Origin of the sequence: Pseudomonas sp. R3-56 (assembly GCF_051132075.1) — a bacterium.
Taxonomy (GTDB): domain Bacteria; phylum Pseudomonadota; class Gammaproteobacteria; order Pseudomonadales; family Pseudomonadaceae; genus Aquipseudomonas.
This window is the reverse complement of record NZ_CP071657.1, coordinates 1279695-1303598: the sequence shown is the minus strand read 5'-3', so window position 1 is coordinate 1303598 and position 23904 is coordinate 1279695. Positions and strand designations below refer to the sequence as shown.

General features: G+C 62.7%; 22 protein-coding genes. 10 read left to right on the top strand and 12 right to left on the bottom strand.

The window, feature by feature from the left end; all coding sequences use genetic code 11:
* The first annotated feature begins 29 nt into the window (after positions 1-29).
* Positions 30-1235: an aminotransferase class V-fold PLP-dependent enzyme gene (locus J3P96_RS06085; RefSeq protein ID WP_434656024.1), complete on the top strand. Its 1206-nt coding sequence runs from the start codon at positions 30-32 to the stop codon at positions 1233-1235.
* The gene (locus J3P96_RS06080) at positions 1232-1636 is read left to right on the top strand and encodes a SufE family protein (RefSeq protein WP_434628684.1); all 405 of its coding nucleotides are present in this window, start codon (positions 1232-1234) and stop codon (positions 1634-1636) included. The genes J3P96_RS06085 and J3P96_RS06080 overlap by 4 nt, the downstream gene beginning before the upstream one ends.
* Before the next feature lie 141 nt (positions 1637-1777).
* Here the strand turns inward: J3P96_RS06080 and tcdA are convergent, their stop codons facing one another.
* Positions 1778-2596 carry a tRNA cyclic N6-threonylcarbamoyladenosine(37) synthase TcdA gene (gene tcdA / locus J3P96_RS06075; RefSeq protein ID WP_434656022.1) on the bottom strand — a complete coding sequence of 273 codons (819 nt, stop codon included), beginning with the start codon at positions 2594-2596 and terminating at the stop codon, positions 1778-1780.
* 295 nt (positions 2597-2891) lie between these two features.
* Here tcdA and dapE point away from each other — a divergent pair, with 295 nt between their 5' ends.
* From dapE to J3P96_RS06060, 3 genes are all read left to right on the top strand, one after another.
* Complete coding sequence (gene dapE / locus J3P96_RS06070) at positions 2892-4043, top strand: succinyl-diaminopimelate desuccinylase (protein WP_434572093.1); 1152 nt, start codon at positions 2892-2894, stop codon at positions 4041-4043.
* On the top strand, positions 4043-4852 hold the full coding sequence (locus tag J3P96_RS06065) for a putative RNA methyltransferase (RefSeq protein ID WP_434656019.1): 810 nt from the start codon (positions 4043-4045) through the stop codon (positions 4850-4852). The genes dapE and J3P96_RS06065 overlap by 1 nt, the downstream gene beginning before the upstream one ends.
* A gap of 85 nt (positions 4853-4937) precedes the next feature.
* Entirely contained in the window at positions 4938-5315 is a 378-nt protein-coding gene (locus tag J3P96_RS06060; protein ID WP_305499079.1) for a hypothetical protein, read from the top strand.
* A gap of 178 nt (positions 5316-5493) precedes the next feature.
* Here J3P96_RS06060 and J3P96_RS06055 read toward each other — a convergent pair whose 3' ends face one another.
* Positions 5494-5703, bottom strand: coding sequence for a cold-shock protein (locus J3P96_RS06055; protein WP_093214817.1), 210 nt, complete (start codon positions 5701-5703; stop codon positions 5494-5496).
* Positions 5704-5927: 224 nt separating this feature from the next.
* On the opposite strand from J3P96_RS06055, the gene plsB reads away from it, so the two are divergent.
* Both plsB and J3P96_RS06045 read left to right on the top strand, forming a co-directional pair.
* Positions 5928-8429 carry a glycerol-3-phosphate 1-O-acyltransferase PlsB gene (plsB, locus tag J3P96_RS06050; RefSeq protein ID WP_434656017.1) on the top strand — a complete coding sequence of 834 codons (2502 nt, stop codon included), beginning with the start codon at positions 5928-5930 and terminating at the stop codon, positions 8427-8429.
* Positions 8430-8525: 96 nt separating this feature from the next.
* Positions 8526-9215, top strand: coding sequence for a DUF4197 domain-containing protein (locus tag J3P96_RS06045; protein ID WP_434656015.1), 690 nt, complete (start codon positions 8526-8528; stop codon positions 9213-9215).
* A 140-nt stretch (positions 9216-9355) separates the two neighbouring features.
* Here J3P96_RS06045 and J3P96_RS06040 read toward each other — a convergent pair whose 3' ends face one another.
* Positions 9356-12421: an efflux RND transporter permease subunit gene (locus tag J3P96_RS06040; protein ID WP_434656013.1), complete on the bottom strand. Its 3066-nt coding sequence runs from the start codon at positions 12419-12421 to the stop codon at positions 9356-9358.
* Between the two features lie 6 nt (positions 12422-12427).
* Positions 12428-13528: an efflux RND transporter periplasmic adaptor subunit gene (locus J3P96_RS06035; RefSeq protein ID WP_434656011.1), complete on the bottom strand. Its 1101-nt coding sequence runs from the start codon at positions 13526-13528 to the stop codon at positions 12428-12430.
* Positions 13529-13622: 94 nt separating this feature from the next.
* On the opposite strand from J3P96_RS06035, the gene J3P96_RS06030 reads away from it, so the two are divergent.
* Positions 13623-14258 (top strand): TetR/AcrR family transcriptional regulator, encoded by a 636-nt coding sequence (locus J3P96_RS06030; RefSeq protein WP_434656008.1) that lies wholly within the window; start codon positions 13623-13625, stop codon positions 14256-14258.
* 152 nt (positions 14259-14410) lie between these two features.
* Here the strand turns inward: J3P96_RS06030 and J3P96_RS06025 are convergent, their stop codons facing one another.
* Positions 14411-15193 (bottom strand): class I SAM-dependent methyltransferase, encoded by a 783-nt coding sequence (locus tag J3P96_RS06025; RefSeq protein WP_434656006.1) that lies wholly within the window; start codon positions 15191-15193, stop codon positions 14411-14413.
* Positions 15194-15284: 91 nt separating this feature from the next.
* Here J3P96_RS06025 and J3P96_RS06020 point away from each other — a divergent pair, with 91 nt between their 5' ends.
* Positions 15285-15905, top strand: a complete 621-nt coding sequence (locus tag J3P96_RS06020) for an energy transducer TonB (protein WP_305499072.1) — start codon at positions 15285-15287, stop codon at positions 15903-15905.
* A 4-nt stretch (positions 15906-15909) separates the two neighbouring features.
* Here J3P96_RS06020 and J3P96_RS06015 read toward each other — a convergent pair whose 3' ends face one another.
* From J3P96_RS06015 to ppc, 7 genes are all read right to left on the bottom strand, one after another.
* A complete protein-coding gene (locus J3P96_RS06015) occupies positions 15910-16587 on the bottom strand; it encodes an extensin-like domain-containing protein (RefSeq protein WP_434658098.1) in 678 nt (225 codons plus the stop codon).
* Between the two features lie 37 nt (positions 16588-16624).
* The gene (locus tag J3P96_RS06010) at positions 16625-17446 is read right to left on the bottom strand and encodes an isocitrate lyase/PEP mutase family protein (RefSeq protein WP_434656004.1); all 822 of its coding nucleotides are present in this window, start codon (positions 17444-17446) and stop codon (positions 16625-16627) included.
* 35 nt (positions 17447-17481) lie between these two features.
* Entirely contained in the window at positions 17482-18342 is an 861-nt protein-coding gene (locus J3P96_RS06005) for a DUF72 domain-containing protein (protein ID WP_434601732.1), read from the bottom strand.
* Entirely contained in the window at positions 18342-18650 is a 309-nt protein-coding gene (locus J3P96_RS06000; RefSeq protein ID WP_434656001.1) for a hypothetical protein, read from the bottom strand. The genes J3P96_RS06005 and J3P96_RS06000 overlap by 1 nt, the downstream gene beginning before the upstream one ends.
* A 357-nt stretch (positions 18651-19007) precedes the next feature.
* Positions 19008-19685 carry a tRNA (adenosine(37)-N6)-threonylcarbamoyltransferase complex dimerization subunit type 1 TsaB gene (gene tsaB / locus J3P96_RS05995; RefSeq protein ID WP_434601733.1) on the bottom strand — a complete coding sequence of 226 codons (678 nt, stop codon included), beginning with the start codon at positions 19683-19685 and terminating at the stop codon, positions 19008-19010.
* 92 nt (positions 19686-19777) lie between these two features.
* A complete protein-coding gene (gene adk / locus J3P96_RS05990; RefSeq protein WP_434601734.1) occupies positions 19778-20425 on the bottom strand; it encodes an adenylate kinase in 648 nt (215 codons plus the stop codon).
* 291 nt (positions 20426-20716) lie between these two features.
* On the bottom strand, positions 20717-23347 hold the full coding sequence (gene ppc / locus J3P96_RS05985) for a phosphoenolpyruvate carboxylase (protein WP_434655998.1): 2631 nt from the start codon (positions 23345-23347) through the stop codon (positions 20717-20719).
* Positions 23348-23527: 180 nt separating this feature from the next.
* On the opposite strand from ppc, the gene J3P96_RS05980 reads away from it, so the two are divergent.
* Positions 23528-23872, top strand: a complete 345-nt coding sequence (locus J3P96_RS05980; protein ID WP_434572070.1) for a pilin assembly protein — start codon at positions 23528-23530, stop codon at positions 23870-23872.
* The last annotated feature ends 32 nt before the right edge of the window (positions 23873-23904 follow it).

Sequence of the window (23904 nt, the reverse complement as noted above, 5' to 3'; positions counted from 1 at the left end):
CCGGCGTAACTCCAGCAGGGCCCGAAAGCATGTTGATTCCATCCCCCTGGCGTGCCGATTTTCCGGCCCTCGCCGCCCTGCAACGGCAAGGCCAGACCTATCTGGACAACGCCGCCACCACACAAAAACCCCAAGCCCTGCTGGACGCCCTGGCGCATTACTACGCCAACGGCGCGGCCAACGTGCACCGGGCGCAGCATCTGCCCGGCGCACTGGCCACCCAGGCGTTCGAGGACAGCCGGCTCAAGGTTTCCCAGTGGCTCAATGCGGGAAATTGCGGACAGATCGTTTTTACCCACGGCGCCACGTCGGCGCTGAACCTGCTGGCCTATGGGCTGGAACACCTATTCAACCCGGGCGATGAAATTGTCATCAGCGCCCTTGAGCATCACGCCAACCTGCTGCCCTGGCAGCAACTGGCCGAGCGCCGCTCGCTGGCGCTGGTGGTGCTGCCCCTGGATGCCGACGGGGTGATCGATACGGAGGCCGCCACCAGGCTGATCGGTCCGCGCACCCGCCTGCTGGCGGTGAGCCAGTTGTCCAACGTGCTTGGCACCTGGCAACCGGTTCCGGCGTTGCTGGCGATGGCCAAGGCGCAAGGTGCGCTGACGGTAGTCGATGGCGCACAGGGCGTGGTCCACGGGCGCCATGATGTGGAGGCGCTGGGCTGCGACTTCTATGTTTTTTCCAGCCACAAGCTTTACGGTCCCGAAGGCCTGGGCGTGCTGTTCGGCCGTACCGACGCCCTCGCTCGACTGCGTCATTGGCAGTTTGGCGGCGAAATGGTGCAAACGGCTGATTACCACAGCGCCACGTTCCGCCCGGCGCCGTTGGGTTTCGAAGCCGGCACGCCGCCCACCGCCAGCGTGATCGGCCTGGGAGCGACGCTCGACTACCTGTCCGATCTCGACGGGCAGGCAGTAATCGATCACGAAACCGCGCTGCACGATTATCTGCTTCACGGGCTGCTGGCGCGCAACGGCGTGCGGCTGGTGGGCAACCCACAACTGGCGCTGGTCAGCTTCGGCGTCGAAGGCGTTCATAACGCTGATCTGGCGCATCTGTTGACCGAGCAAGGCATTGCCGTGCGCGCCGGGCATCACTGTGCGATGCCGCTGTTCAAGCAATTGAAGCTTTCCGGGGCGATTCGTGTGTCGCTGGCGCTGTACAACGACTCCGCCGATATCGAACGGTTCTTCGAGGCGCTGGATCAGGCCCTGGAGATGCTGCGATGAGCCTGCCTGCCGATGCCGCTGCGGCACTGCGGATTTTTCAGGACGCCTCCGGCTGGGAGCAACGCGCCCGACTGCTGATGCAGTGGGGCGATCGCTTGCCACCGCTGAGCGATGCAGACAAGTGCGAGGACAACCTCGTCAACGGCTGTGAAAGCCAGGTATGGCTGGTGGGTCGGCTGCATGATGGGCACTGGCAGTTTTCCGCCAGCAGCGATGCGCGCTTGATACGCGGGTTGGTGGCGTTGTTGCTGGCGCGGGTCAACGGGTTGTCGGCTGAGGATTTGCGCCAGGTCGACTTGCCGGACTGGTTCAATCAGTTGGGGTTGTCGCGGCAGTTGTCGCCTTCGCGCAGCAATGGCTTGAATGCGGTGTTGAAGCGGATGCGCGAGCTGGCGCAATAACCGTGGCGAGGGAGCTTGCTCCCGCTGGACTGCGCAGCAGTCCCAAAAGCAGTCAACTCAATCCGCCTGACATACCGCGTCGCCCCGTTTCAGAGCCGCTTCGCGGCCCAGCGGGAGCAAGCTCCCTCGCCACAAAAGCTGTTACTGCCCGGGCTTAAGCCGGTCCGCCGGCCGCCGCACACCCGCGACGATCTTGTCCACAGCCTTGGTCGCCGCGACCATGCCGAACGTCGCGGTGACCATCATCACCGCGCCAAACCCGCCAGCGCAGTCGAGCTTGACGCCGTCGCCGACAAAACTCTTCTGCAGGCAGATGCTGCCGTCCGGTTTCGGATAGCGCAATTGCTCGGTGGAGAACACGCAGGGCACGCTGTAATGACGGGTCACGGTGCGCGAGAAACCATAGTCGCGGCGCAAGGTGGAGCGCACCTTGGAGGCCAGCGGATCGTTGAACGTACGGTTGAGGTCGCAGACCTGGATCAGCGTCGGGTCGATCTGCCCGCCTGCGCCGCCGGTAGTGATGATCTGAATCTTGCGGCGCTTGCACCACGCGATCAACGCAGCCTTGGCGTTGACGCTGTCGATGCAGTCGATCACGCAGTCGATGTTCGGCGTGATGTACTCGGCCATGGTGTCGCGGGTGACAAAGTCGGCCACCGCATGCACGGTGCAATCGGGGTTGATCCCCCGCAGCCGCTCGGCCATCACCTCGACCTTGGGCTTGCCGACAGTGCTGTCCAGGGCGTGCAACTGACGGTTGGCGTTGCTGACGCAGACGTCATCCAGGTCGAATAGCGAAATCTCGCCCACGCCACAACGGGCAATCGCTTCCGCCGCCCAGGAACCAACGCCGCCGACGCCGACAATCGCCACATGCGCCGCCCGCAGGCGCTCCAGGCCTTCGATGCCATACAAACGGGCGATGCCAGCGAACCGTGGATCTTCTGTACTCATGACCATTACCCCAAAAACCGGCGCGCATTATAGGGCTTTGCCGTGGTAATTCGAGCCGTTCGCAAAATGAAACTCCATCCTCCTTGTGGGAGCGAGCTTGCTCGCGATGGCGTCAGTCCAGCAATAGAGTATCGACTGATCCGCCGCCATCGCGAGCAAGCTCGCTCCCACAGGATTTGTGTTCCTCCTGTCCCGCAGCAAGGGCCCATGACGATCGTTTTGCTATAAGATAACCGCCATTTTGCGCGAACCAGCCCGCGCCAGTACAAGCCTTGCATCCATACTATATTCCGGAGTTTCCATGACGGCCCACGCCGACCTCTCGCCGACCCTGCAACTCGCCTGCGACCTGATCCGCCGTCCGTCCGTGACGCCGGTGGATGCCGATTGCCAGAAACTGATGATGCAGCGCCTGGGCGACGCCGGTTTCAAGCTCGAACCCATGCGTATCGAGGATGTAGATAACTTCTGGGCCAGCCATGGCAAGCATGACGGTCCGGTTTTGTGCTTCGCCGGTCACACCGATGTGGTCCCGACCGGTCCAGTACAGGCCTGGCAGCTCGACCCGTTCGATGCGGTCATCGACGAACAGGGCATGCTCTGCGGCCGTGGCGCGGCGGACATGAAAGGCAGCCTGGCGGCGATGGTGGTGGCGGCCGAACGGTTCGTCGCCGACTACCCGGATCACCAGGGCTCGATCACCTTCCTGATCACCAGCGACGAAGAAGGCCCGGCCCACCATGGCACCAAAGCCGTGGTCGAGCGCCTCAAGGCCCGCCAGGAACGCCTGGACTGGTGCATCGTCGGCGAACCATCGAGCACCACGCTGGTGGGTGATGTGGTCAAGAATGGCCGTCGCGGCTCCCTCGGCGCAAAACTGACGGTGCGCGGCAAGCAAGGCCACGTGGCTTATCCACACCTGGCGAAGAACCCGATCCACCTGGCCGCGCCTGCCCTGGCCGAATTGGCCGCCGAGCATTGGGATCACGGCAACGATTTCTTCCCGCCGACCAGTTTCCAGATATCCAACCTCAACTCCGGCACCGGCGCGACCAACGTGATCCCCGGTGACCTGGAAGCCGTGTTCAATTTCCGCTTCTCCACCGAGTCCACCGTAGAAGGCCTGCAGCAGCGGGTCGCCGACATCCTCGACAAGCATCAACTGGACTGGCACATCGACTGGGCGTTGTCCGGCCTGCCATTCCTCACCGAGCCAGGCGCACTGCTCGACGCCGTGTCGTCGAGCATCAAGGACGTCACCGGCCGCGAGACCAAGGCCTCCACCAGCGGCGGCACCTCCGACGGTCGCTTCATCGCGACCATGGGCACTCAAGTGGTTGAGCTGGGGCCGGTCAACGCGACGATCCACCAGGTCAACGAACGCGTGCTGGCCGCCGATCTCGACGTGCTGACCGAGATCTACTACAAGACGCTCATCAAGTTGCTCGCCTGATGCTCGCCTGCCCGATCTGCAATGAACCCTTGAATGCGGTGGACAACGGCGTGGCATGCCCCGCCGGGCATCGTTTCGACCGCGCGCGGCAGGGTTACCTGAACCTGCTGCCGGTGCAGCACAAGAACAGCCGCGACCCTGGCGACAATCAGGCGATGGTCGAGGCCCGCCGCGATTTCCTCAACGCAGGTCATTACGCCCCGGTCGCCCGGCGCCTGGCTGAACTGGCCGCCGAACGTGCGCCCGGACGCTGGCTGGACATTGGCTGTGGCGAAGGTTATTACACCGCGCAACTCGCCGACGCCCTGCCCGACGCCGATGGCTATGCCCTGGATATTTCCCGCGAAGCCGTCAAGCGCGCCTGCAAACGCAACCCGCAACTGACCTGGTTGATCGCCAGCATGGCGCGGGTGCCGCTGGCGGACGGCTGCTGCCAGTTCCTCGCCAGCGTGTTCAGCCCGTTGGACTGGCAGGAGGCCAAGCGCCTGCTCAGCCCCGGCGGCGGCTTGATGAAAGTCGGGCCTACCAGCGGCCACCTGATGGAGCTGCGCGAGCGGCTGTATGACGAGGTTCGCGAATACACCGATGACAAACACCTGGCCCTGGTGCCGTCGGGGATGGCGCTGGATCACAGTGAAGCCCTTGAGTTCAAGCTCACGCTCGACAACAGCCAGGATCGCGCCAACTTGCTGGCAATGACGCCCCACGGCTGGCGCGCCAGCGCCGAACGCCGCGCCAGCGTGATCGAGCAGGCCGAGCCGTTCGAGGTGAGCGTGTCGATGCGCTACGATTATTTCGTTCTGCAGTAACCTTCTTTTATTCCGGGCTTCGGACAACTGTCCGGGGCCAGTTAAATCCGCGAATGGATTTTTCGAGACCGCAGTGAGGACATCCATGCGCCAACCCGATATCGAGATTTACCTCAAGGACGCCGACGTCGACCACAAGGCGATCGCCGCCTGGCTCGGCCAGGCCCTCGGCCCGTGCAGCGACTGGGTGCAGAAAGGTCAGACGTACAAGTGCAAGGCCGGCGACATCCCGGTGACCTGGTTGCCCAAGGCTGTAGGCAAATGGAACAGCCTGTACCTGGAAAGTGACCAGACCCCGTGGGAAGACGACATCGCCTGCGCCCGCGCCGCCTTCGCCGCGCTGAACGTCGAAGTGCGCTGCGCGCCTGGGTCGTGGGTGGAGGAAGAAGGCGAGGATTCGGCGGATCGCTGGATTCGCATCAGCGCCGATGGGGAAGAAGAGATTACCTGGAAGACGGCGTGACGGCTTGGAGGCATGCCACAATCGCCATGCCTATGAAAGATCCATGTGAACAGTGACCCTATGTGGGAGCGAGCTTGCTCGCGATAGCGGTGTGACAGTTGATGAAGTATCGCCTGATACACCGCTATCGCGAGCAAGCTCGCTCCCACAATGGGTTTTGTGTAGCAGTGAATGCGGGTTACAACCCCACCACATCCTCAGCCTGCAAGCCTTTCTGCCCTTCCACCACCGCGTATTCGACCTGCTGGCCTTCGGTCAGTGAACGGTGGCCTTCGCCACGGATCGCGCGGTAGTGGACGAACACATCCGCCCCGCCTTCGCGCTGGATGAAGCCATAACCCTTGGCGTCGTTGAACCACTTCACATTGCCAGTTTCGCGTGTTGCCATGATGCTCACTCCCGTTCTTGTTTTCTGAGCCGGCTTTTCGAGGGAAAGCCGTACGCGTTTCAGCCGCCATCCCACCGTCCGTCGGAAGGCCGGGGCAGTAACTGGCCGAGTATATGACACCCGGAAAAACTCTCAACTGACTTTACTTCGCCGCTTTTTTGCCGATTTTCGGTGAATCCGGCACACTAGTACCGCTTGCTCTTATCCACTCACGCAGAAGCCGTATGACCCGCTCCCCGTTCCGCCGTCTTGTGTTTGGCACCCTGCGCCGACTGTTGTACCTCTGGGTTCGCTCCGAGACCATCAACCAGTCGTCCTTCACCCTCAACCTCGACCGCAGTCGTCCGGTGTTCTACGTCCTGCAAGATCCTTCGCTCACCGATCTGGCGGTGCTCGACACCGAATGCACCAAGGCCGGCCTGCCACGTCCGGTGCTGCCCGTCTCGGTGGGCGGCCTGCTGGAGCCGGCGGCGTTTTTCTACCTGACGCCGGCGCCGGACTGGCTCGGGCGCCAGGACAAACGCGGTGCGCCGCCGACCCTGACGCGACTGGTCGACGAGTTGACCCACAACGCCGCCGAGGACGCCCAGATCATTCCGGTCAGCGTCTTCTGGGGCCAGTCGCCCGACAGCGAATCCAGCCCCTGGAAGCTGCTGTTCGCCGACAGCTGGGCGGTCACCGGACGCCTGCGCCGCTTGCTGAGCATCATGATCCTCGGGCGCAAGACCCGCGTGCAGTTCTCCGCGCCCATCCATTTGCGCGAACTGATCGAGCACGACAAAGGCCATGAACGCACCGTGCGCATGGCCCAGCGGATCCTGCGGGTGCACTTCCGCAATCTGAAAGCAGCGGTTATCGGCCCGGACATTTCCCACCGGCGCAACCTGGTCAAGGGGCTGCTGAACCAGCCGCTGGTCAAGCAGGCCATTCTCGAAGAGGCCGAGCGGGAAAAGATCCCGGCCGAAAAAGCCAAGGCGCAGGCCCTGCGTTATGGCAATGAGATTGCCTCGGACTACACCTACACCGCGATCCGCTTCCTGGAAGTGGTGCTGAGCTGGTTCTGGAACAAGATCTACGATGGCATCAAGGTCAACCACATCGAAGGCGTGCAGAACGTTGCCCAAGGCCACGAAGTCATCTACGTACCCTGCCATCGCAGCCATATCGACTACCTGCTGCTGTCGTACCTGCTGTTTCGCAATGGCCTGACCCCACCGCACATTGCCGCCGGCATCAACCTCAACATGCCGGTGATCGGCGGCCTGCTGCGCCGTGGCGGCGCGTTTTTCATGCGTCGCACGTTCAAGGGCAACCCGCTTTACACCGCCGTGTTCAACGAATACCTGCACACGCTGTTCACCAAGGGGTTCCCGGTGGAGTATTTCGTCGAAGGCGGCCGTTCGCGCACCGGGCGCATGCTGCAGCCGAAGACCGGCATGCTCGCCATTACCCTGCGTAGCTTTTTGCGCTCCTCGCGCATGCCGATCGTCTTCGTGCCGGTGTACATCGGTTATGAGCGCGTACTGGAAGGCCGCACCTACCTCGGTGAACTGCGGGGTGCGAGTAAAAAGAAGGAGTCGATCTTCGACATCTTCAAGGTCATCGGCGCCCTCAAGCAACGCTTTGGCCAGGTCGCGGTTAACTTTGGCGAGCCAATCAAGCTGGCGGAGTTCCTCGACGGCGAACAACCCGGCTGGCGCCAGCAGGAGCTCGGTCCGCAGTTCAAACCCGACTGGCTCAACGCGACCACCAACCGCCTCGGCGAACGTGTCGCCCGCCATCTGAACGAAGCCGCGGCCATCAACCCGGTCAACCTGGTCGCGCTCGCGCTGCTGTCCACCAGCCGTCTGGCCCTGGACGATCATGCCATGGCCCGCGTGCTGGACCTGTACCTCGCGTTGCTGCGCAAAGTGCCATATTCACCGCACACCACCTTGCCCGAAGGCGATGGCCAGGCGCTGATCGCGCACGTCAAAGGCATGGACCTGCTGTCGGAACAGAAGGACGCCCTGGGCAAGATTCTGTATCTGGATGAGCAGAACGCGGTGCTGATGACCTACTACCGCAACAATGTCCTGCACATCTTCGCCCTGCCGGCGCTGCTCGCCAGTTTCTTCCAGAGCAGCTCGCGCATGAGCCGCGAACAGATCCTGCGCTACACCCGGGCCTTGTATCCGTACCTGCAGTCGGAGCTGTTCATTCGCTGGTCGCTGGAGGAACTGGACGCGGTGGTAGACCAGTGGCTCGAAGCATTCGTTGAACAAGGCCTGCTGCGTTTCGAAAAAGACCTCTACCTGCGCCCGGCGCCGAGTTCGCGGCATTTCGTGCTGCTGACGCTGCTGTCGAAAAGCATCGCCCAGACCTTGCAGCGTTTCTACATGACCGTCTCGCTGCTGCTCAACAGCGGGCAGAACAGCATCAGCGCCGAAGAACTGGAGGACCTCTGCACCGTCATGGCCCAGCGCCTGTCGATCCTGCATGGGCTGAACGCACCGGAGTTCTTCGACAAAAGCCTGTTCCGCCACTTCATCCAGACAATGCTCGACCTCGACGTCCTGCGGCGCGACGAAGCAGGCAAGCTGAGCTATCACGAACTGCTCGGCGAGTTGGCTGAAGGCGCAGCCAAGCGGGTGCTGCCGGCGGAAATTCGTCTGTCGATCCGCCAGGTGGCGTTGCATCGCAGCGAAGATGCGGCGGATCAGAGCGTTCCAACGGCTACGGACTGAACCCTGGGCGCCTGGTTGCATTCGGGCGCCCTGAATATGAAGATCCCTGGCAATGCCGTACGCTGATTCTTTTCCAAACGTTCAAGGAAAGTGCCCATGCTCCGCCCTACCCTCCGTTTCACCGGCCTCTGCGCAGGCCTGTTGATCTGCGCCAACGCCATGGCCCTGTCGCTCGGTGATCTCTCGCAGAAGGACGCCACGGGCGGTCTGAAGGATGCCCTCACCCAAGGCGCCCAGATCGCGGTCAAGCAACTGGGTAAGCCTGGCGGTTTCAGCAACAACCCCGACGTGAAGATCGAGCTGCCGGGCAAGCTCGGTAAAGTCGCCAGCAAGATGAAGGCCTTCGGCATGGGCGCTCAGGTCGACCAATTGGAAACCAGCATGAACCAGGCTGCCGAAGCCGCCGTGGTGCAGGCCCAGCCGATCCTGGTGGATGCGGTGAAGAACATGAGCGTGACGGATGCCAAGGGCATTCTGAGCGGCGGCAACGACTCGGCCACGCAATACCTGAACAAGAGTAGCCGCGAGCAGATTCGCGCGAAGTTCCTGCCGATCGTCAAGCAAGCCACCGACAAGGTCGGCCTGGTCCAGAAATACAACGCCTTCGCCGGCCAGGCTGCGACACTCGGCGTGGTGGACACCAAGAGCGCCAACGTCGAGAACTACGTGACCGAGCAGGCGCTGGACGGGTTGTTCCAGATGATCGCCAAGCAGGAAGCAACGATCCGCCAGAACCCGGCGGCCGCGGCGACCAGTTTGGCCAAGAAAGTGTTTGGCACCCTCTGAGCCCTATCCGACAAATACAATACCTGTGGCGAGGGAGCTTGCTCCCGCTGGGGCGCGTAGCGCCCCCAGGTCTTTTGCGGTCGCTGCGCAACCGAGCGGGAGCAAGCTCCCTCGCCACAGGTTCGATGTGCGCCTGTGGGTCAGGTTTTCCTGACCCTGAACCACGCCGCATACAACGCCGGCAGGAACAACAGCGTCAACGCCGTCGCCACGATCAAGCCGCCCATGATAGCCACTGCCATCGGCCCGAAGAACAGGCTGCGCGACAGTGGGATCATCGCCAGGACCGCCGCCAGTGCCGTCAGTACAATCGGCCGGAAACGGCGCACGGTCGCTTCGATGATCGCCTGCCAGGGGGCGAGCCCCGCCTTGATGTCCTGTTCGATCTGGTCCACCAGGATCACCGAATTGCGCATGATCATCCCAGACAACGCGATAGTGCCGAGCATGGCGACGAAACCGAACGGCTGGCGGAACACCAGCAGGAACAGCGTGACGCCGATCAGTCCCAGCGGCGCGGTGAGAAACACCATCGCCGTGCGCGAGAAGCTGCGCAACTGCAGCATCAGCAACGTCAGCACCACCACGATGAACAGCGGCACGCCCGCATTCACCGATTTCTGCCCGCGGGTTGAATCCTCCACCGTGCCTCCGACTTCCAGCAGATAGCCGTCCGGCAACTCTGCGCGAATCGGGTCCAGGGTCGGGAAAATCTGTTGCACCAGCGTCGCCGGTTGCTCCTTGCCATAGATGTCGGCACGTACGGTCACACTGGGCAAACGGTTGCGGTGCCAGATCACTCCTTCTTCAAAGCCGTATTCCAGCGTCGCGATCTGCGACAGGGCAACGCTCGTGCCGTTGTCGGTAGGCACCGCCAGGCTTGGCAACAGTGAAAGCTCGGTGCGCTCATGCACGGTGCCGCGCAGCAGGATCTCGATCAGCTCGTTGTCTTCGCGGTACTGGCTGACACTGGAGCCGGTGAGGGAGCTTTGCAGGAAGCTCGACAGGTTGGCGGTGGTGACGCCCAACGCGCGGGCGCGATCCTGATCGATGTTGAGGTACACCACCTTGCTCGGTTCTTCCCAGTCCAGGTGGACATTCGCGACGTAGGGGTTTTCGCGAACCTTTGTCGCGACTTTCCGGGCAAGCGCGCGGACCTCTTCGATGTGCTCACCCGTCACCCTAAACTGCACCGGATACCCCACGGGCGGGCCGTTTTCCAGGCGTGTGACCCGCGAGCGCAGGGTCGGGAACTGCTCGTTCAGTGTGCTGATCAGCCAACTGCGCAGAGGCTCGCGGTCTTCGATGGTCTTCGCCAGGACGACGAATTGGGCAAAGCTCGGCGCCGGCAATTGTTGATCCAGCGGCAAGTAGAAGCGTGGTGAGCCGGTGCCGACGTACGCCACGTAATTGTCGATGCCAGCGTGGTCCTTGAGCAGCGCTTCAAGGCGCTTGACCTGCTCCGCGGTGTTGACCAGCGAAGCGCCTTCGGCCAGCTTCAGGTCGACCATCAGCTCCAGTCGTCCCGACGCCGGGAAAAACTGCTGCGGGACAAAACGGAACAGCACCACCGAGCCGACGAACAACAGCACGGTCAAGGTGATCACCGTCTTGCGTCGACGCACGCACCACTCCACCGTTCGCCGGACTCGCTGATAGAACGGCGTGCCATAGGGGTCCGGCTGGCCGTCAGCGGTGCCATGCCTGGCCGCGTGAATCTTCGCCAGGTCCGGCAGGAGTTTTTCCCCGAGATACGGCACGAACACCACCGCGGCCACCCAGGAAGCCAGCAGCGCGAGGGTCACCACCTGGAAAATCGAACGGGTGTACTCACCGGTGCCCGATTGCGCGGTGGCGATCGGCAGGAACCCCGCCGCGGTGATCAGGGTGCCGGTGAGCATCGGGAACGCCGTGCTGGTCCAGGCAAAGCTGGCCGCCTTGATCCGGTCGTAACCCTGCTCCATCTTGATGGCCATCATCTCCACCGCGATGATCGCATCGTCCACCAACAGCCCCAGCGCCAGCACCAACGCGCCAAGGGAAATCTTGTGCAAACCGATGCCCAGGTAATACATCGCAGCGAAGGTCATCGCCAAGACCAGCGGAATCGCCAGCGCCACCACCATTCCGGTGCGCAGCCCCAGGGAAAAGAAGCTCACCAGCAACACGATCGTCAGTGCTTCCACCAGTACCTGGACAAACTCGCCGACGCCAGTCTTCACCGCAGCCGGCTGGTCGGAAACCTTGCGCAGTTGCATGCCGGCCGGCAGGGTGTTCTGGATGCGGGCAAACTCGGCCTCGAGGGCCTTGCCGAGGATCAGGATGTCGCCGCCCTCCTTCATCGCCACGGCCAGGCCGATGGCGTCCTCCGCCATGAAGCGCATGCGCGGCGCCGGTGGATCATTGAAGCCGCGACGAACATCGGCCACGTCACCGATGCGGAAGGTCCGATCGGCCACGCGGATAGGAAAGTCACGGATCTCTTCCACGCTCTGGAAATTCCCCGAGACCCGTAGCTGCAATCGCTCGCTGCCGGTCTCGAAGAAGCCGGCGGTCGATACCGCGTTCTGCGCCTCCAGCGCCTGCTGGACTGCCGCCAGGGGCAGGCCGAGGGTCGCCAGCTTCACGTTCGACAGCTCGACCCAGATTTTCTCGTCCTGCAGGCCGACCAACTCGACCTTGCCCACGTCCTTGACCCGCTGCAGCTGGATCTGGATACGGTCGGCGTAATCCTTGAGTACGCCATAATCGAAGCCGTCGCCGGTGAGCGCGTAGATATTGCCGAAGGTCGTGCCGAACTCATCGTTGAAGAACGGTCCCTGGATACCGGGCGGCAAGGTCTGCCGGATATCGCCAATCTTCTTGCGGATCTGGTACCACAGCTCGGGAATCTGCTTGGAATGCATGGAGTCGCGAGCCGCAAAAGTCACCTGGGATTCTCCCGGGCGGGAAAACGAGACGATCTTTTCGTAGTCGCCGGTTTCCATGAGCTTCTTTTCGATACGCTCGGTGACCTGGCGCGACACTTCCTCGGCCGTGGCCCCTGGCCAGACGGTACGGATGACCATGGCCTTGAAGGTGAATGGCGGATCTTCGCTCTGACCCAGCTTGGTGTAGGAAAGCGCGCCGACGATCGCCAGCAAGAGCATCAGGAACAGTACGATCTGGCGGTTACGCAACGCCCATTCGGATAGATTGAAGCCCATCGGGGATTACTCCTTGGCCGCCAGGTTGACCACGCGATTGGAGCGATCCACCGGCCGAACCTGCTGGCCGTCCAGAAGCACATGCACGCCAGCGGCCACCACCCAGTCATTGGCGCTCAGGCCTTCGAGCACTGGCACGGTCTTTTCACCGAAGGCACCGACGCGCACCGGGACTTTCCTGAGCGTGTTGTCGGGCTTGACCACCCAGACGAAGGTGGCGCCGTTCTCGGCGGTGAGGGCCGACAATGGCACCGACAGCGGCGCCTTTTCAGCGGTCTGGATAAACACCCGGGCGCTCTGGCCCAGTTCCGCCGGGACGCTGCCAGCGGTGAAGGCGACGCGCGCGGCGAAGGTACGGGATTTCGGATCGGCGGCCGGCGAGAGTTCGCGGATGCGTCCGCTGAAGCGCTGATCGGGCTGGCTCCACAATTCAACCGACACTGGCTGGCCGATCTTGAACCGACCAAATCCCTGCTCCGGCAGGCTGATCAACACTTCACGCTCGCCGTCGGTGGCCAGGGTGAAGACGGTCTGTCCAGCCGACACCACCTGGCCGACTTCCACCGCCCGCCGGGCCACCACGCCGTCCTGGGGTGCACGCAACACCGCATAGCTGGCCTGGTTGCTGGCAACGTCGAATTCGGCCTTGATCTGCTTGAGCCGCGCGGTACCGGAGCGATAGAGATTCTCGGCGTTGTCGTATTGGGAGCGGCTGACCATCTGCCGCTCCATCAAGGTCTTGTAGCGGTCACGCTCGGCTTTCACCAGGCTCAGGTTGGCCTCGGCCGCGGCGACCTGGGCCCGACTGGCTTCCAGTTGCAGGCGCACATCCTCGGGGTCGAGTTCGGCCAGCGCCTGGTTAGCCTTGACCCGCTGGCCCTCTTCCACCAGCCGGCGGCTCACCTTGCCGCCAATGCGAAACGCCAGGTCCGGCTCGAACCGCGCCCGTACTTCGCCGGGATAACTGTCCATCGCCTGGGCCGAAGGCTCCGGCTTGACGACCATCGCAGGGCGCACGGCGACCGGCGTCGGCTCCTCATGACCGCACGCAGACAATAAAAAAGCCAGGCTGACTGGCACGGCGAGGGGCAGGACATAGCGGAACATGGTGGATGACCTTTCGCTAATGGTGCTTGGAATAATTATACTGGCGAGTATGTTATTAATAGCAAACTCACCAGTCCAGTATTAAAAGCGAATAATGTCGAACAATCCTCCCTCCTCCAGCGGCCCTGGTCGCCCCAAGGATCTGGCCAAGCGCCAGGCCATTCTCGACGCCGCGAAACGCCTGTTCCTGAGCCTGGGCTACGCCAGCACCAGCATGGACGCCGTGGCCACCGAGGCCGGCGTCTCGAAGCTGACCGTCTACAGCCATTTCAATGACAAGGAAACGCTGTTTTCCGCCGCCGTGATTGCCAAGTGCGAGGAACAGGTGCCGCCGCTTTTCTTCGAATGGGCCGACGGTGTTCCGATTGAACATGTGCTGCTGAACATCGCCCGCGGCTTCAACCAACTGATCAACAGCGACGAATCGGTGAACCTGCATCGGCTGATGGTGGCGTTGGGTAGCCAGGATCCAAAGCTCTCGACCATCTTCTACCAGGCCGGCCCGCAGCGAATGCTCTCAGAGATGGAAAGGTTGCTGACCAAGATCGACCAGAGCGGCGCCCTGAGCATCGACAAACCGCGCAACGCCGCCGAGCATTTTTTCTGCCTGATCAAGGGCGCGGCGAACTTCAGGTTGTTGTATGGCTGCGACGGGCCGCAGGACGCCGAAGCGGCCGAAGCGCATGTGCAGGAAGTGGTGGGGTTGTTTGTGCGGGCTTATCGGCCTTAGTTCGACCGGTCACTTTCGCTGGCTGGGAGGGCCTCTTCGCGAGCAGGCTCGCTCCCACAGGAGAACGGTGGTGAATATGGATTCTGCTGAACAGCTCCTTCCCAAGACCCTATGTGGGAGCGAGCCTGCTCGCGAATGAAGTCACCCCGGTCTCAAGCCTTGAGCGCTTTCTTCGGATAGATATCGTACCGACTGGACTTGCCTTCCAGCCCATGGCTCGGCTTCGGCCCTTCAATGCAGGGGGCCTTGCGCGGGCGCTTGACCACCACCCGGTGGGTCGCCAACGCCAGCGCGGCGGCAAGCAGCGCCGGGGCGTCGGTATCATCGCCCACCAGCGGGCGGAACAGGCGCATCTCTTTTTTCACCAGGGCGGTTTTCTCCCGATGGGGAAACATCGGGTCCAGGTAGATCACCTGGGGCGGCTCGCCTTGCCAGCTGCGCATCACTTCGATGGAATTGCCCTTGAGCAAGCGCATCCGCGCCACAATCGGCGCCACATCGAAATCTTCCGCACCGCGAGCCAGGCCATCCTCCAGCAAAGCACCGATCAAGGGTTGACGCTCGATCAGGCTCATCTCGCAGCCGAGACTCGCCAGCACGAACGCATCCTTGCCCAACCCCGCCGTGGCATCCAGCACTCGCGGACGCACACCCTGGGCGACACCGACTGCCTTGGCGATCATCTGGCCACTGCCGCCCCCGTACAAACGACGATGGGCTGCGCCGCCCTCGACAAAATCCACCCGCACCGGTCCCGGCGCATCGGGACCCAGCTGCTGCAATTGCAACCCGTGCTCGCCGACCTGCAAGGCGAACTCGCCGTCATCCATCTGCAACGGCAGGCCGAGCTGCTCGGCCCACTGCTCGGCGCGGGGCTGGAACGCCGGGGCCTGGGCCTCGACATGGATGCGGCAAGCCGCGAGTTGCTCAATCATGAAAACATGCTCAAAAAATTAAGGATCGGCAAAAACGGCCGATAACAACGGTGAACGGCATTTTGCCAGAGCTGAGCGTCGACCGAGAAAAATGTCAGACATTCAATCCACATCGATAGGCGTTATCTCCCCTTACGGCGATTACAGCCTGCGTAACACCCAAGCGCTGAGCGGCGTCAGTCACCTGTGGCAGGATTTTTTTGCCCGGGCCCTGGCCGACCAGTTGGGTGAAAACGCACCGGCGCCCGGCAGCTACCAGCCAGTCGCCCTCGATGAAGCGGTTGAACCGACCCTGGGCGCCGAGCTGCTGGAGCATATCGTCAGCCAGCGCACCTGCGACGTGACGGAAACCCAGGTCAAGCCACCCGAGCCGTTGTTCCTGCCGATCGCCGAGTTCGAACTCGATTTGCTCGACAAGCCGTTCCCGCCCTTCCCGCCAGAAGAAATCGTCGCACAACAAAAGCAGCAGACCTTCGAGAGCAACTGGGTTCGCCCGATCGTCCTCGCCGCCGGTCAACCGTTGCCAGAACCGGGCCCGGCACCACAGCCGCGTCGACTGCCCCTGCCGATTGCCGAATTCGAACTCGACCTGTTGGACAAGCCATTCCCTCCATTCCCGGAAGAGGAATTGGTGGCGCAGCAGAAACAACTGGACTTCGACACTCGCTGGGCGCGTCCGATCGTACTGCAGAACCTGCGCATCGCTGCCTGATCCCTCAACGACAAATCCACCAGGGCCCCACATCCAGATGAAAATGGTTGCGGTGCGCCGCGTTGTAATCCGGACTCAAGACCACACTGAACATGTCGCAGGCGCCATCGCGCACCTGCCGTAGAAATTGCGCATCGGTGTTGTCCTTCGGCCAATCCCTGAGCACGCTGACGGCTCGTCCATCGGCCAGGCGAAACCCGGCGATGTCCAACGCGCTGGCAGTGGCGTGCTGGCTGCGCGCGCCGCTTTCACGACCGTACATGTTGCGACAGGCAAAACTGCCCAGGTGATCGACCCGCGTGACTTGCTTGCCATAGGCGGCCATTGCCGCCGGCTGCAACGCATGGCGCTCGAACAGCGCGAAGGCTACCGCCAGTGGGCAACTGGCGAGGAAGCTGCTGCTCAGCGCCACGTCACCGCCCTGCACCCGCAGCACATTGGTCAGCGGGCACGAGGTATTGGCGCCGCTGTCGGCCTGGCGAGCGGTGCGCAGCCCCGACGTGGCGAGCGCCTGGTCACACAGTTGCGGATCGTTGCGCAGGGCCATGAGTTTGTAGCGGGTCAGCAGATTTGGCGGCGCTTTCACGTCGAGCGGCGCCCAGGGGTTCCATTGCGGCGGCACGGCCAGCCAACCGCGCCATACCGCCACCACCGCGACGCCAGCGATCAGCGCCAATACCATCAGTCCTTTCAAAAACCGCACGACAACGCCTCGGGATTCAACCCTTGAATAATTGATTGGCCTGGTTGAAAGGCATTGAGCGACGGGTGAAGGTGAAGGTCCCCTGCCGTTGGATTTCTTCGGCGGCGCGGAAAAACTCGCCATACGCCGCCAGCGCGAGGGCCGATCCGACACTGATGCGCTTGACGCCTAGTTCACTCAGCTGGGCTACCGTCAGGTCCAGCGCGCCGGACATCAGTACGTTAACGGGCTTGGGCGCCACGGCCCGGACCACCGCCAGCACTTGCTCGGCGCTGCTCAGCCCCGGCGCGTACAGCACATCGGCGCCGGCGTCGGCGAAGGCCTTCAGGCGTCGGATCGTGTCGTCCAGATCCGGCCTGCCATGCAGGAAATTTTCCGCCCGCGCGGTCAGCAGGAAAGGAAAAGGCAGACTGCGCACCGCCTCGGCGGCGGCCTTGACCCGCGCCACGGCGAGCTCGAAATCGTAGATCGGGTTGTCTTCGCGGCCCGTGGCATCTTCAATGGAGCCCCCTACCGCGCCGGCTTGTGCCGCGCGGAGCAAGCTGCGGGCGCAGTCTTCGGGCGCATCGGCAAAGCCGTTTTCCAGGTCGACGGCTACTGGCAGGTCCGTGGCCGCAACAATCGCTCGCACATTCGCCAGCGTGTCATCAAGACCCAGGGCGCCGTCAGGTCGTGCCAGGGAAAAAGCGTGACCGGCACTGGTCGTCGCCAATGCTTCAAAGCCGAGGCTGGCGAGCATCTTTGCCGAACCGGCATCCCATGGATTGGGAATGACAAACGCCCCATCGCGTTCGTGCAAGGCCTTGAACGCCTGGGCTCGGCGGGTTTGTGCATCCATGAAAGTCGCTCCTGAGCAATTTTGCGGAGTTCGCCTCAGAGCAGACCGAGTTGCTCGGCGGCGGGTTCTCTATATAGCTCAGGCAGCGCCGGCAAGCCAGGCAAACGCTTCATCAGGCGGCTGTGAAAATGCATCGCGAGTTTCGCCGCCAGCAGATTGTCCGCGGTGTGCAGGAACATATACGGCGTGCGCCCCTCTTCGATCCACACGGCGATTTTTTCTACCCATGGCGTCAGGAACGGCTCGTTGGCCTCCACTACCGGATGACCGACGAAGCGCACCTGCGGGTATTGAGTGAACGCCGCCGGCCGCGTCGGCACCCGGGGCTTCTTGTATTGCGCGTGAATGACTTCAGGGGCGGTCGACGCGCAGCTGAACAGGCCGCGGGGATCGAGACAGATGCGTTCGACACCACGATCGAGCAGCAAACGGTTGAGCTGTCGTTCAGCGTCGCCTTTGGCAAAAAACTCATCGTGACGCACCTCTACGGCCAACGACCGTGGGAACGCGTCGATGAATGCCGCCAGCTCCTGCAATCGATTGGGCGTGAACGCCTTGGACAGTTGCAGCCAGAACGGCGAGACGCGCTCGCCCAACGGGCTTAGCAACTGGACAAAGGTTTCGGTGGCGGTCAGGTGCTCGCGCAGGTCGCCGCCGTGGCTGATGTCACCGGGGATCTTGGCGGTGAAGCGAAAGTGCTCGGGCATGATTTCGGCCCAGCGCTGAACGGTGGACGCGGCCGGGCTCGCGTAGAAGGTCGTGTTGCCTTCCACGGCGTTGAATACTTGAGAGTAGAGACCGAGGAAATCGGAGCTTTTGGCGTCCTGGGGATAAAGATAATCGCGCCAGGCGTTTTCGCTCCAGGACGGGCAACCCAGATAGTAGGGCAACCGCATCAGATATAGAGGTCGAGGCCCAGCACTTCCATATCCCAATCAACAAAACCGGCGGTGCTCAGGTAGCTGGCCAGCGCCGTGGCGACACTGCGGCTCATGGCGCGGTGATACAGCATGTCCTGTTGACGGGCGGGAAGATTGCTCAGGCGTTGCGCAGAGGCTTTGGCGGTGCGGGCGGCCAGTTGCTCTTCGGACGGAAATTCCAGCTCACCATCGATGTCATCGAAGTTTTCCGGCTCAGCGGTTTTACCCGCACGAGGCCGACGCTTGATGGGGTAGGACTGGGATGAAACGCCGTCTATACGCATAACAGAATGCTCGGTATCAATGATGGCAATTTAGCGGCACATTCGTATCCGCGCAAATGCGCAAGTGATAACTAGAACACATAAAGGCAAAAAGGTTTAAAAACCGGCGAAAAAAGTGACGACTGGCAATTTTTGGTGTGACTTTTGGGCCTTGGGATGACTTTGGCGGGTTTTGAGCCGGGTCAACGCCTTCGTGGCGAGGGAGCTTGCTCCCGCTGGGTTGCGAAGCAACCCCAAGACTTAATTTCAGCCCGACCAGTAAGGATACCAAGGAGATTTCAGGGGCGCTTCGCGCCCAGCGGGAGCAAGCTCCCTCGCCACAATTGTGCTCGCTCGAGAGTGTGGTCAAGTTTGGGTTTACCGTTCGGACTTGGGCGTCGCGACCTTGTCCCGCAGGTACACCGGCTGCGCATCGTCGGCAGGGATGGCTTCGCCGCGTTCCCAGGCAAAGCGTGCCAGGGCCAGCAGGTCTTCGGCATGGGGCAACATCGAGGCATCCTGGCCGACAAGGCTGACGCCGATTCGCTCGCCGTAGCCCCAACCGGTACCGGCGCCGAACCAGTCACCGCTGGTGTCAGCCGGCAACGCCGCCGCTTCGGGAGGCAACACCGCCTCGGCACCGACCAGGCGCATCTCGCCAGCGGTTTCGCGATAGCAGCCCCAGTACACCTCGTCCATGCGCGCATCGATGGCGGCCGCTACCTGATGCGCGCCGTGCTCGCGCAAGGCGCGCTGGGCCAGTACGGCCAGGTTCGAGACCGGCAATACCGGGCGTTCCAAGGCGAAGGCCAGGCCCTGCACGACGCCAATGGCGATGCGCACGCCGGTAAACGCCCCTGGGCCGCGACCAAAGGCGATCGCATCCACGGCTTGCAAGGTGATCCCGGCATCGCTGAGCAATTGCTGAATCATCGGCAGCAATTTTTGCGCATGCAGGCGCGGGATCACCTCGTAGTGGCTCGTGACCTTGCCGTCATGCAGCAAGGCAACGGAGCAAGCTTCAGTCGCGGTGTCCAGGGCCAGCAAGGTGCTCATCGATATGTCCGTAAATCAGGTGGGAAAAAGTGCGCCAGTATAAACAACTACGGCCCGCAAGCGGGCCGTAGTTGAGGCTGCGATCAGCGTTTTCAGCTCAGTGCTTCAAGCACCTTGCCGGTGATCGCGTCGACCGAGCCGACGCCCGGGATGTGGCTGTACTTCGGCTTGCCCTGGGCAGCGGACAGCTTCTGGTAGAAATCCACCAGCGGCTTGGTCTGGGAATGGTAGACCGACAGGCGATGACGCACGGTTTCTTCAGTGTCGTCCTTGCGCTGCACCAGCTCGTCGCCAGTCACGTCGTCCTTACCGGCGACCTTTGGCGGGTTGTAGACGGTGTGATAGACACGACCGGACGCTTCGTGAACGCGACGCCCGGCAATACGCTGGACGATTTCCTCGTCATCGACCGCGATCTCGACAACATGGTCGAGCTCCACGCCAGCGCTCACCAGGGCTTCAGCCTGAGGGATCGTGCGTGGGAAGCCATCGAACAGGAAGCCGTTGGCGCAGTCGGCTTGAGCAATGCGGTCCTTGACCAGCGCGATGATCAGGTCATCCGACACCAGGCCGCCGGCATCCATGATGCTCTTGGCCTGAACACCCAGTGGGGTGCCAGCCTTGACCGCGGCGCGAAGCATGTCGCCAGTGGAGATTTGCGGGATACCGAATTTTTCGGTGATGAACTTTGCCTGAGTACCTTTACCGGCCCCGGGAGCTCCCAGCAGAATGACGCGCATCGATGTGCTCCTCAATTTTTTTATGTAAAACGCTCGGATTCGCCTCGTGGGGCCAATCTTCGAAAAACTTGATCGTGACCGCCCAAACGGCCAAAGGCTGATCAAGATACACAGCGGGCCCGACCCACACAAGCCGCCGAAAGTCGGAGTAACCCGCGCCGCACGCGACCTTCGTAGGGGGTAGTGAGAGTCGCAACCGGGCAACAAACTGTCGCCTGGTCGACCTCCCTGCCCCTGCAAACAGCTACGCCCGGACAGGCCGGGCGTGCTGTTTTTTCACCCTCCGGGAGATTAGCCGGTGTTGCGCAAACCGGCGGCAATCCCTGCCACAGACACCAGCAACGCCTGTTCCACAGGGCTGCCCTGGGCCACGTCCTGCTGCCGCGAACGTGCCAGCAGCTCGGCCTGCAACAGGTGCAGCGGGTCGAGGTAAGTATTGCGCAGGCGGATGAATTCCAGCGTGTCTGGGCTATGTGCCAGTAGCTGCGACTGGCCGGTCAGGCCCAGGACCACCGAACAGGCCTGCGACAATAGGTCGCGTAAATGCTCGCCCAAAGGCAGCAACGCTGGTTCCACCAGACGCTCGTCATAGGACTGGGCAATATCGGCGTCGGCCTTGGCCAGGACCATCTCCAGCATGTCGATGCGGGTGCGGAAGAACGGCCATTGCTCACGCATCTGCCCGAGCAGTTCGCCCTCGCCGCGCTCCAGCGCCTTGCCCAGGGCGGTTTCCCAACCGAGCCAGGCCGGCAGCATCAGCCGGGTCTGGGTCCAGCCGAAAATCCACGGGATCGCCCGCAGGCTTTCGATACCGCCGGCCCGACGTTTGGCCGGACGGCTGCCCAAGGGCAGGCGGCCCAGTTCCTGTTCCGGCGTAGACTGGCGGAAATACTCGACAAATTGCGGATTTTCCCGCACTACGGCCCGGTAGGCATTGACCCCGTCGGCAGCCAGTTCATCCATCAGATGCCGCCATTGCGGGGTTGGCGGCGGTGGTGGCAGCAAGGTCGCTTCGAGCACTGCGGCGAGGTAAAGATTGAGGTTCTGTTCGGCGATGTCCGGCAGGCCGAATTTGAAACGAATCATTTCGCCCTGTTCGGTAGTGCGGAAACGTCCGGCCACCGAACCCGGCGGCTGGGACAGGATCGCCGCGTGCGCCGGGCCGCCGCCACGGCCGACGGTGCCACCGCGGCCATGGAACAACAGCAATTCGACTTGCTGCTCGCGGCAGATGTCCACCAACCGCTCCTGGGCGCGGTATTGCGCCCAGGCTGCCGCCGTGGTCCCGGCGTCCTTGGCCGAGTCGGAATAGCCGATCATCACTTCCTGGGGACCTTGCAGGCGCGAGCGATAACCCGGCAGCAACAGCAGGCGTTCGATCACCGGCCCGGCGTTGTCCAGGTCGGCGAGGGTTTCGAACAGCGGCACTACGCGCATCGGCCGCAATACGCCGGCCTCCTTGAGCAGCAATTGCACCGCCAGCACATCGGAAGCCGCGCCGGCCATGGAAATCACATAAGAGCCCAGGGACGCTGCCGGTGCCGCCGCAACCTCGCGGCACGTGGCCAGGACTTCCGCCGTATCGGCCGACGGCTTGAAGTAAGGCGGCAACAAGGGCCGGCGATTATTCAGCTCACCCAAGAGGAAACCGATGCGCTGCTCTTCGTCCCATTCCTCGTAACGACCCAGCCCGAGGTAATCGGTGATCTCGGTCATCGCCGCCGTGTGCCGCGTCGAGTCCTGGCGCACGTCGAGGCGCACCAGGAACAGGCCGAAGGTCACCGCGCGGCGCAGGCAATCGAGCAACGGCCCGTCGGCAATCACGCCCATGCCGCACTCATGCAGGGACTGGTAGCACAACTCCAACGAATCAAGCAGTTCACGGTTGTCCTGCAACACCTCGGCGGTGGCCGGCGTCGTGCCCTTCAGGGAGGCCTGGGCCCAGTTGCGCGTGGCTCGCAGGCGTTCGCGCAATTGCTTGAGCACCGCGCGATAGGGCTCGGCGCTGTCACCGGCCTGGGCGCGCAAGGCCTCGCTGGCTTTCTGCATGGACAAATCGGCGGCCAGATGGTCGACGTCGCGCAAATACAGGTCCGCCGCCATCCAGCGCGCCAGAAGCAACACCTCGCGAGTGACCGCGGCGGTGACGTTCGGGTTGCCGTCCCGGTCGCCACCCATCCATGAGGCAAAGCGGATCGGCGCGGCCTCCAGCGGCAGGCGCAACCCGGTGGCGGCATGCAGGGCCTGGTCAGCCTTGCGCAGGTAATTGGGGATGGCGTGCCAGAGCGAATGCTCGATCACCGCGAAGCCCCACTTGGCCTCGTCCACGGGCGTCGGGCGGGTCCGGCGAATCTCTTCGGTGTGCCAGGCTTCGGCGATCAACCGCTGCAAGCGTTCGTGGATCTGCGCGCGCTCGGCACTGGTGAGGTCGCGATGGTCCTGGGCGGCCAGTTGCGCGGCGATCGCGTCGTATTTCTGGATCAGCGTACGCCGGGCGACTTCCGTGGGGTGCGCAGTGAGCACCAGTTCGATTTCCAGCCGGCCCAACTGCCGGGCCAACGCTTCGGCGCCATGGCCTTCGGCTCGCAGGCGCGCCAGCAGCTCGGGCAGCACGCGTGCTTCGAACGGCGCCGGCCTGGATTCTTCGCGGCGGTGAATCAGCTGGTATTGCTCGGCGATATTGGCCAGGTTGAGGAACTGGTTGAACGCCCGCGCTACCGGCAGCAACTCGTCCTCGCTCAACTGGTTGAGGCTGGCGCTCAGTTCCGCATCCATCGAACCGCGTCGGTCAGCCTTCGCGCCTTTGCGAATCTGCTCGATCTTGTCGAGAAAGGCGTCTCCGTACTGGTCGCGAATGGTATTGCCCAGCAGTTCGCCGAGCAGGTGGACGTCCTCGCGCAAGCGGGCATCAATATCGGTCATCAGCAGGTCTCCAGCAAAAAGGTCCGGACAGCTTTGTAGGAGAGAGTGCCGATGCCGGTCGCTTATGACAAGCGACGAAGGGACTTTAAACCTTGTCAGCCAAAGCTAGTCTCATGGGTAAGCCACACAACGGCTTGTCACTGTCGCGCCCGCCACGAGCGGGTCCATTGAGGCGCCATCATGAAAATCCGTGAACTTGCTCAGCACTGGGAAGAAAACGCCAAGGGTCACCTGACCCAGACCGGTTATACGATTCATCTGGATGTAGAAGCCGCCGCACGCCTGGCGGCGATCTGCGACATGTACCCCAAGCGCCAGCCCGAAGAACTGCTCGGCGAATTGATCGGCGCGGCGCTGGAGGAGCTGGAAGCCAGCTTCCCCTACATCAAGGGCGCGCAGGTCGTGGCCACCGATGAAGAAGGCGACCCGCTGTACGAAGACGTCGGTCCGACCCCGCGATTTCTCGCCTTGTCCCGTCGTCATCTGCGCCAACTCTCCTCGCAAAACGACAAGTCAAAGCACTGATTCCCCTCACCCCGCATCGCGTTATCCCGGCA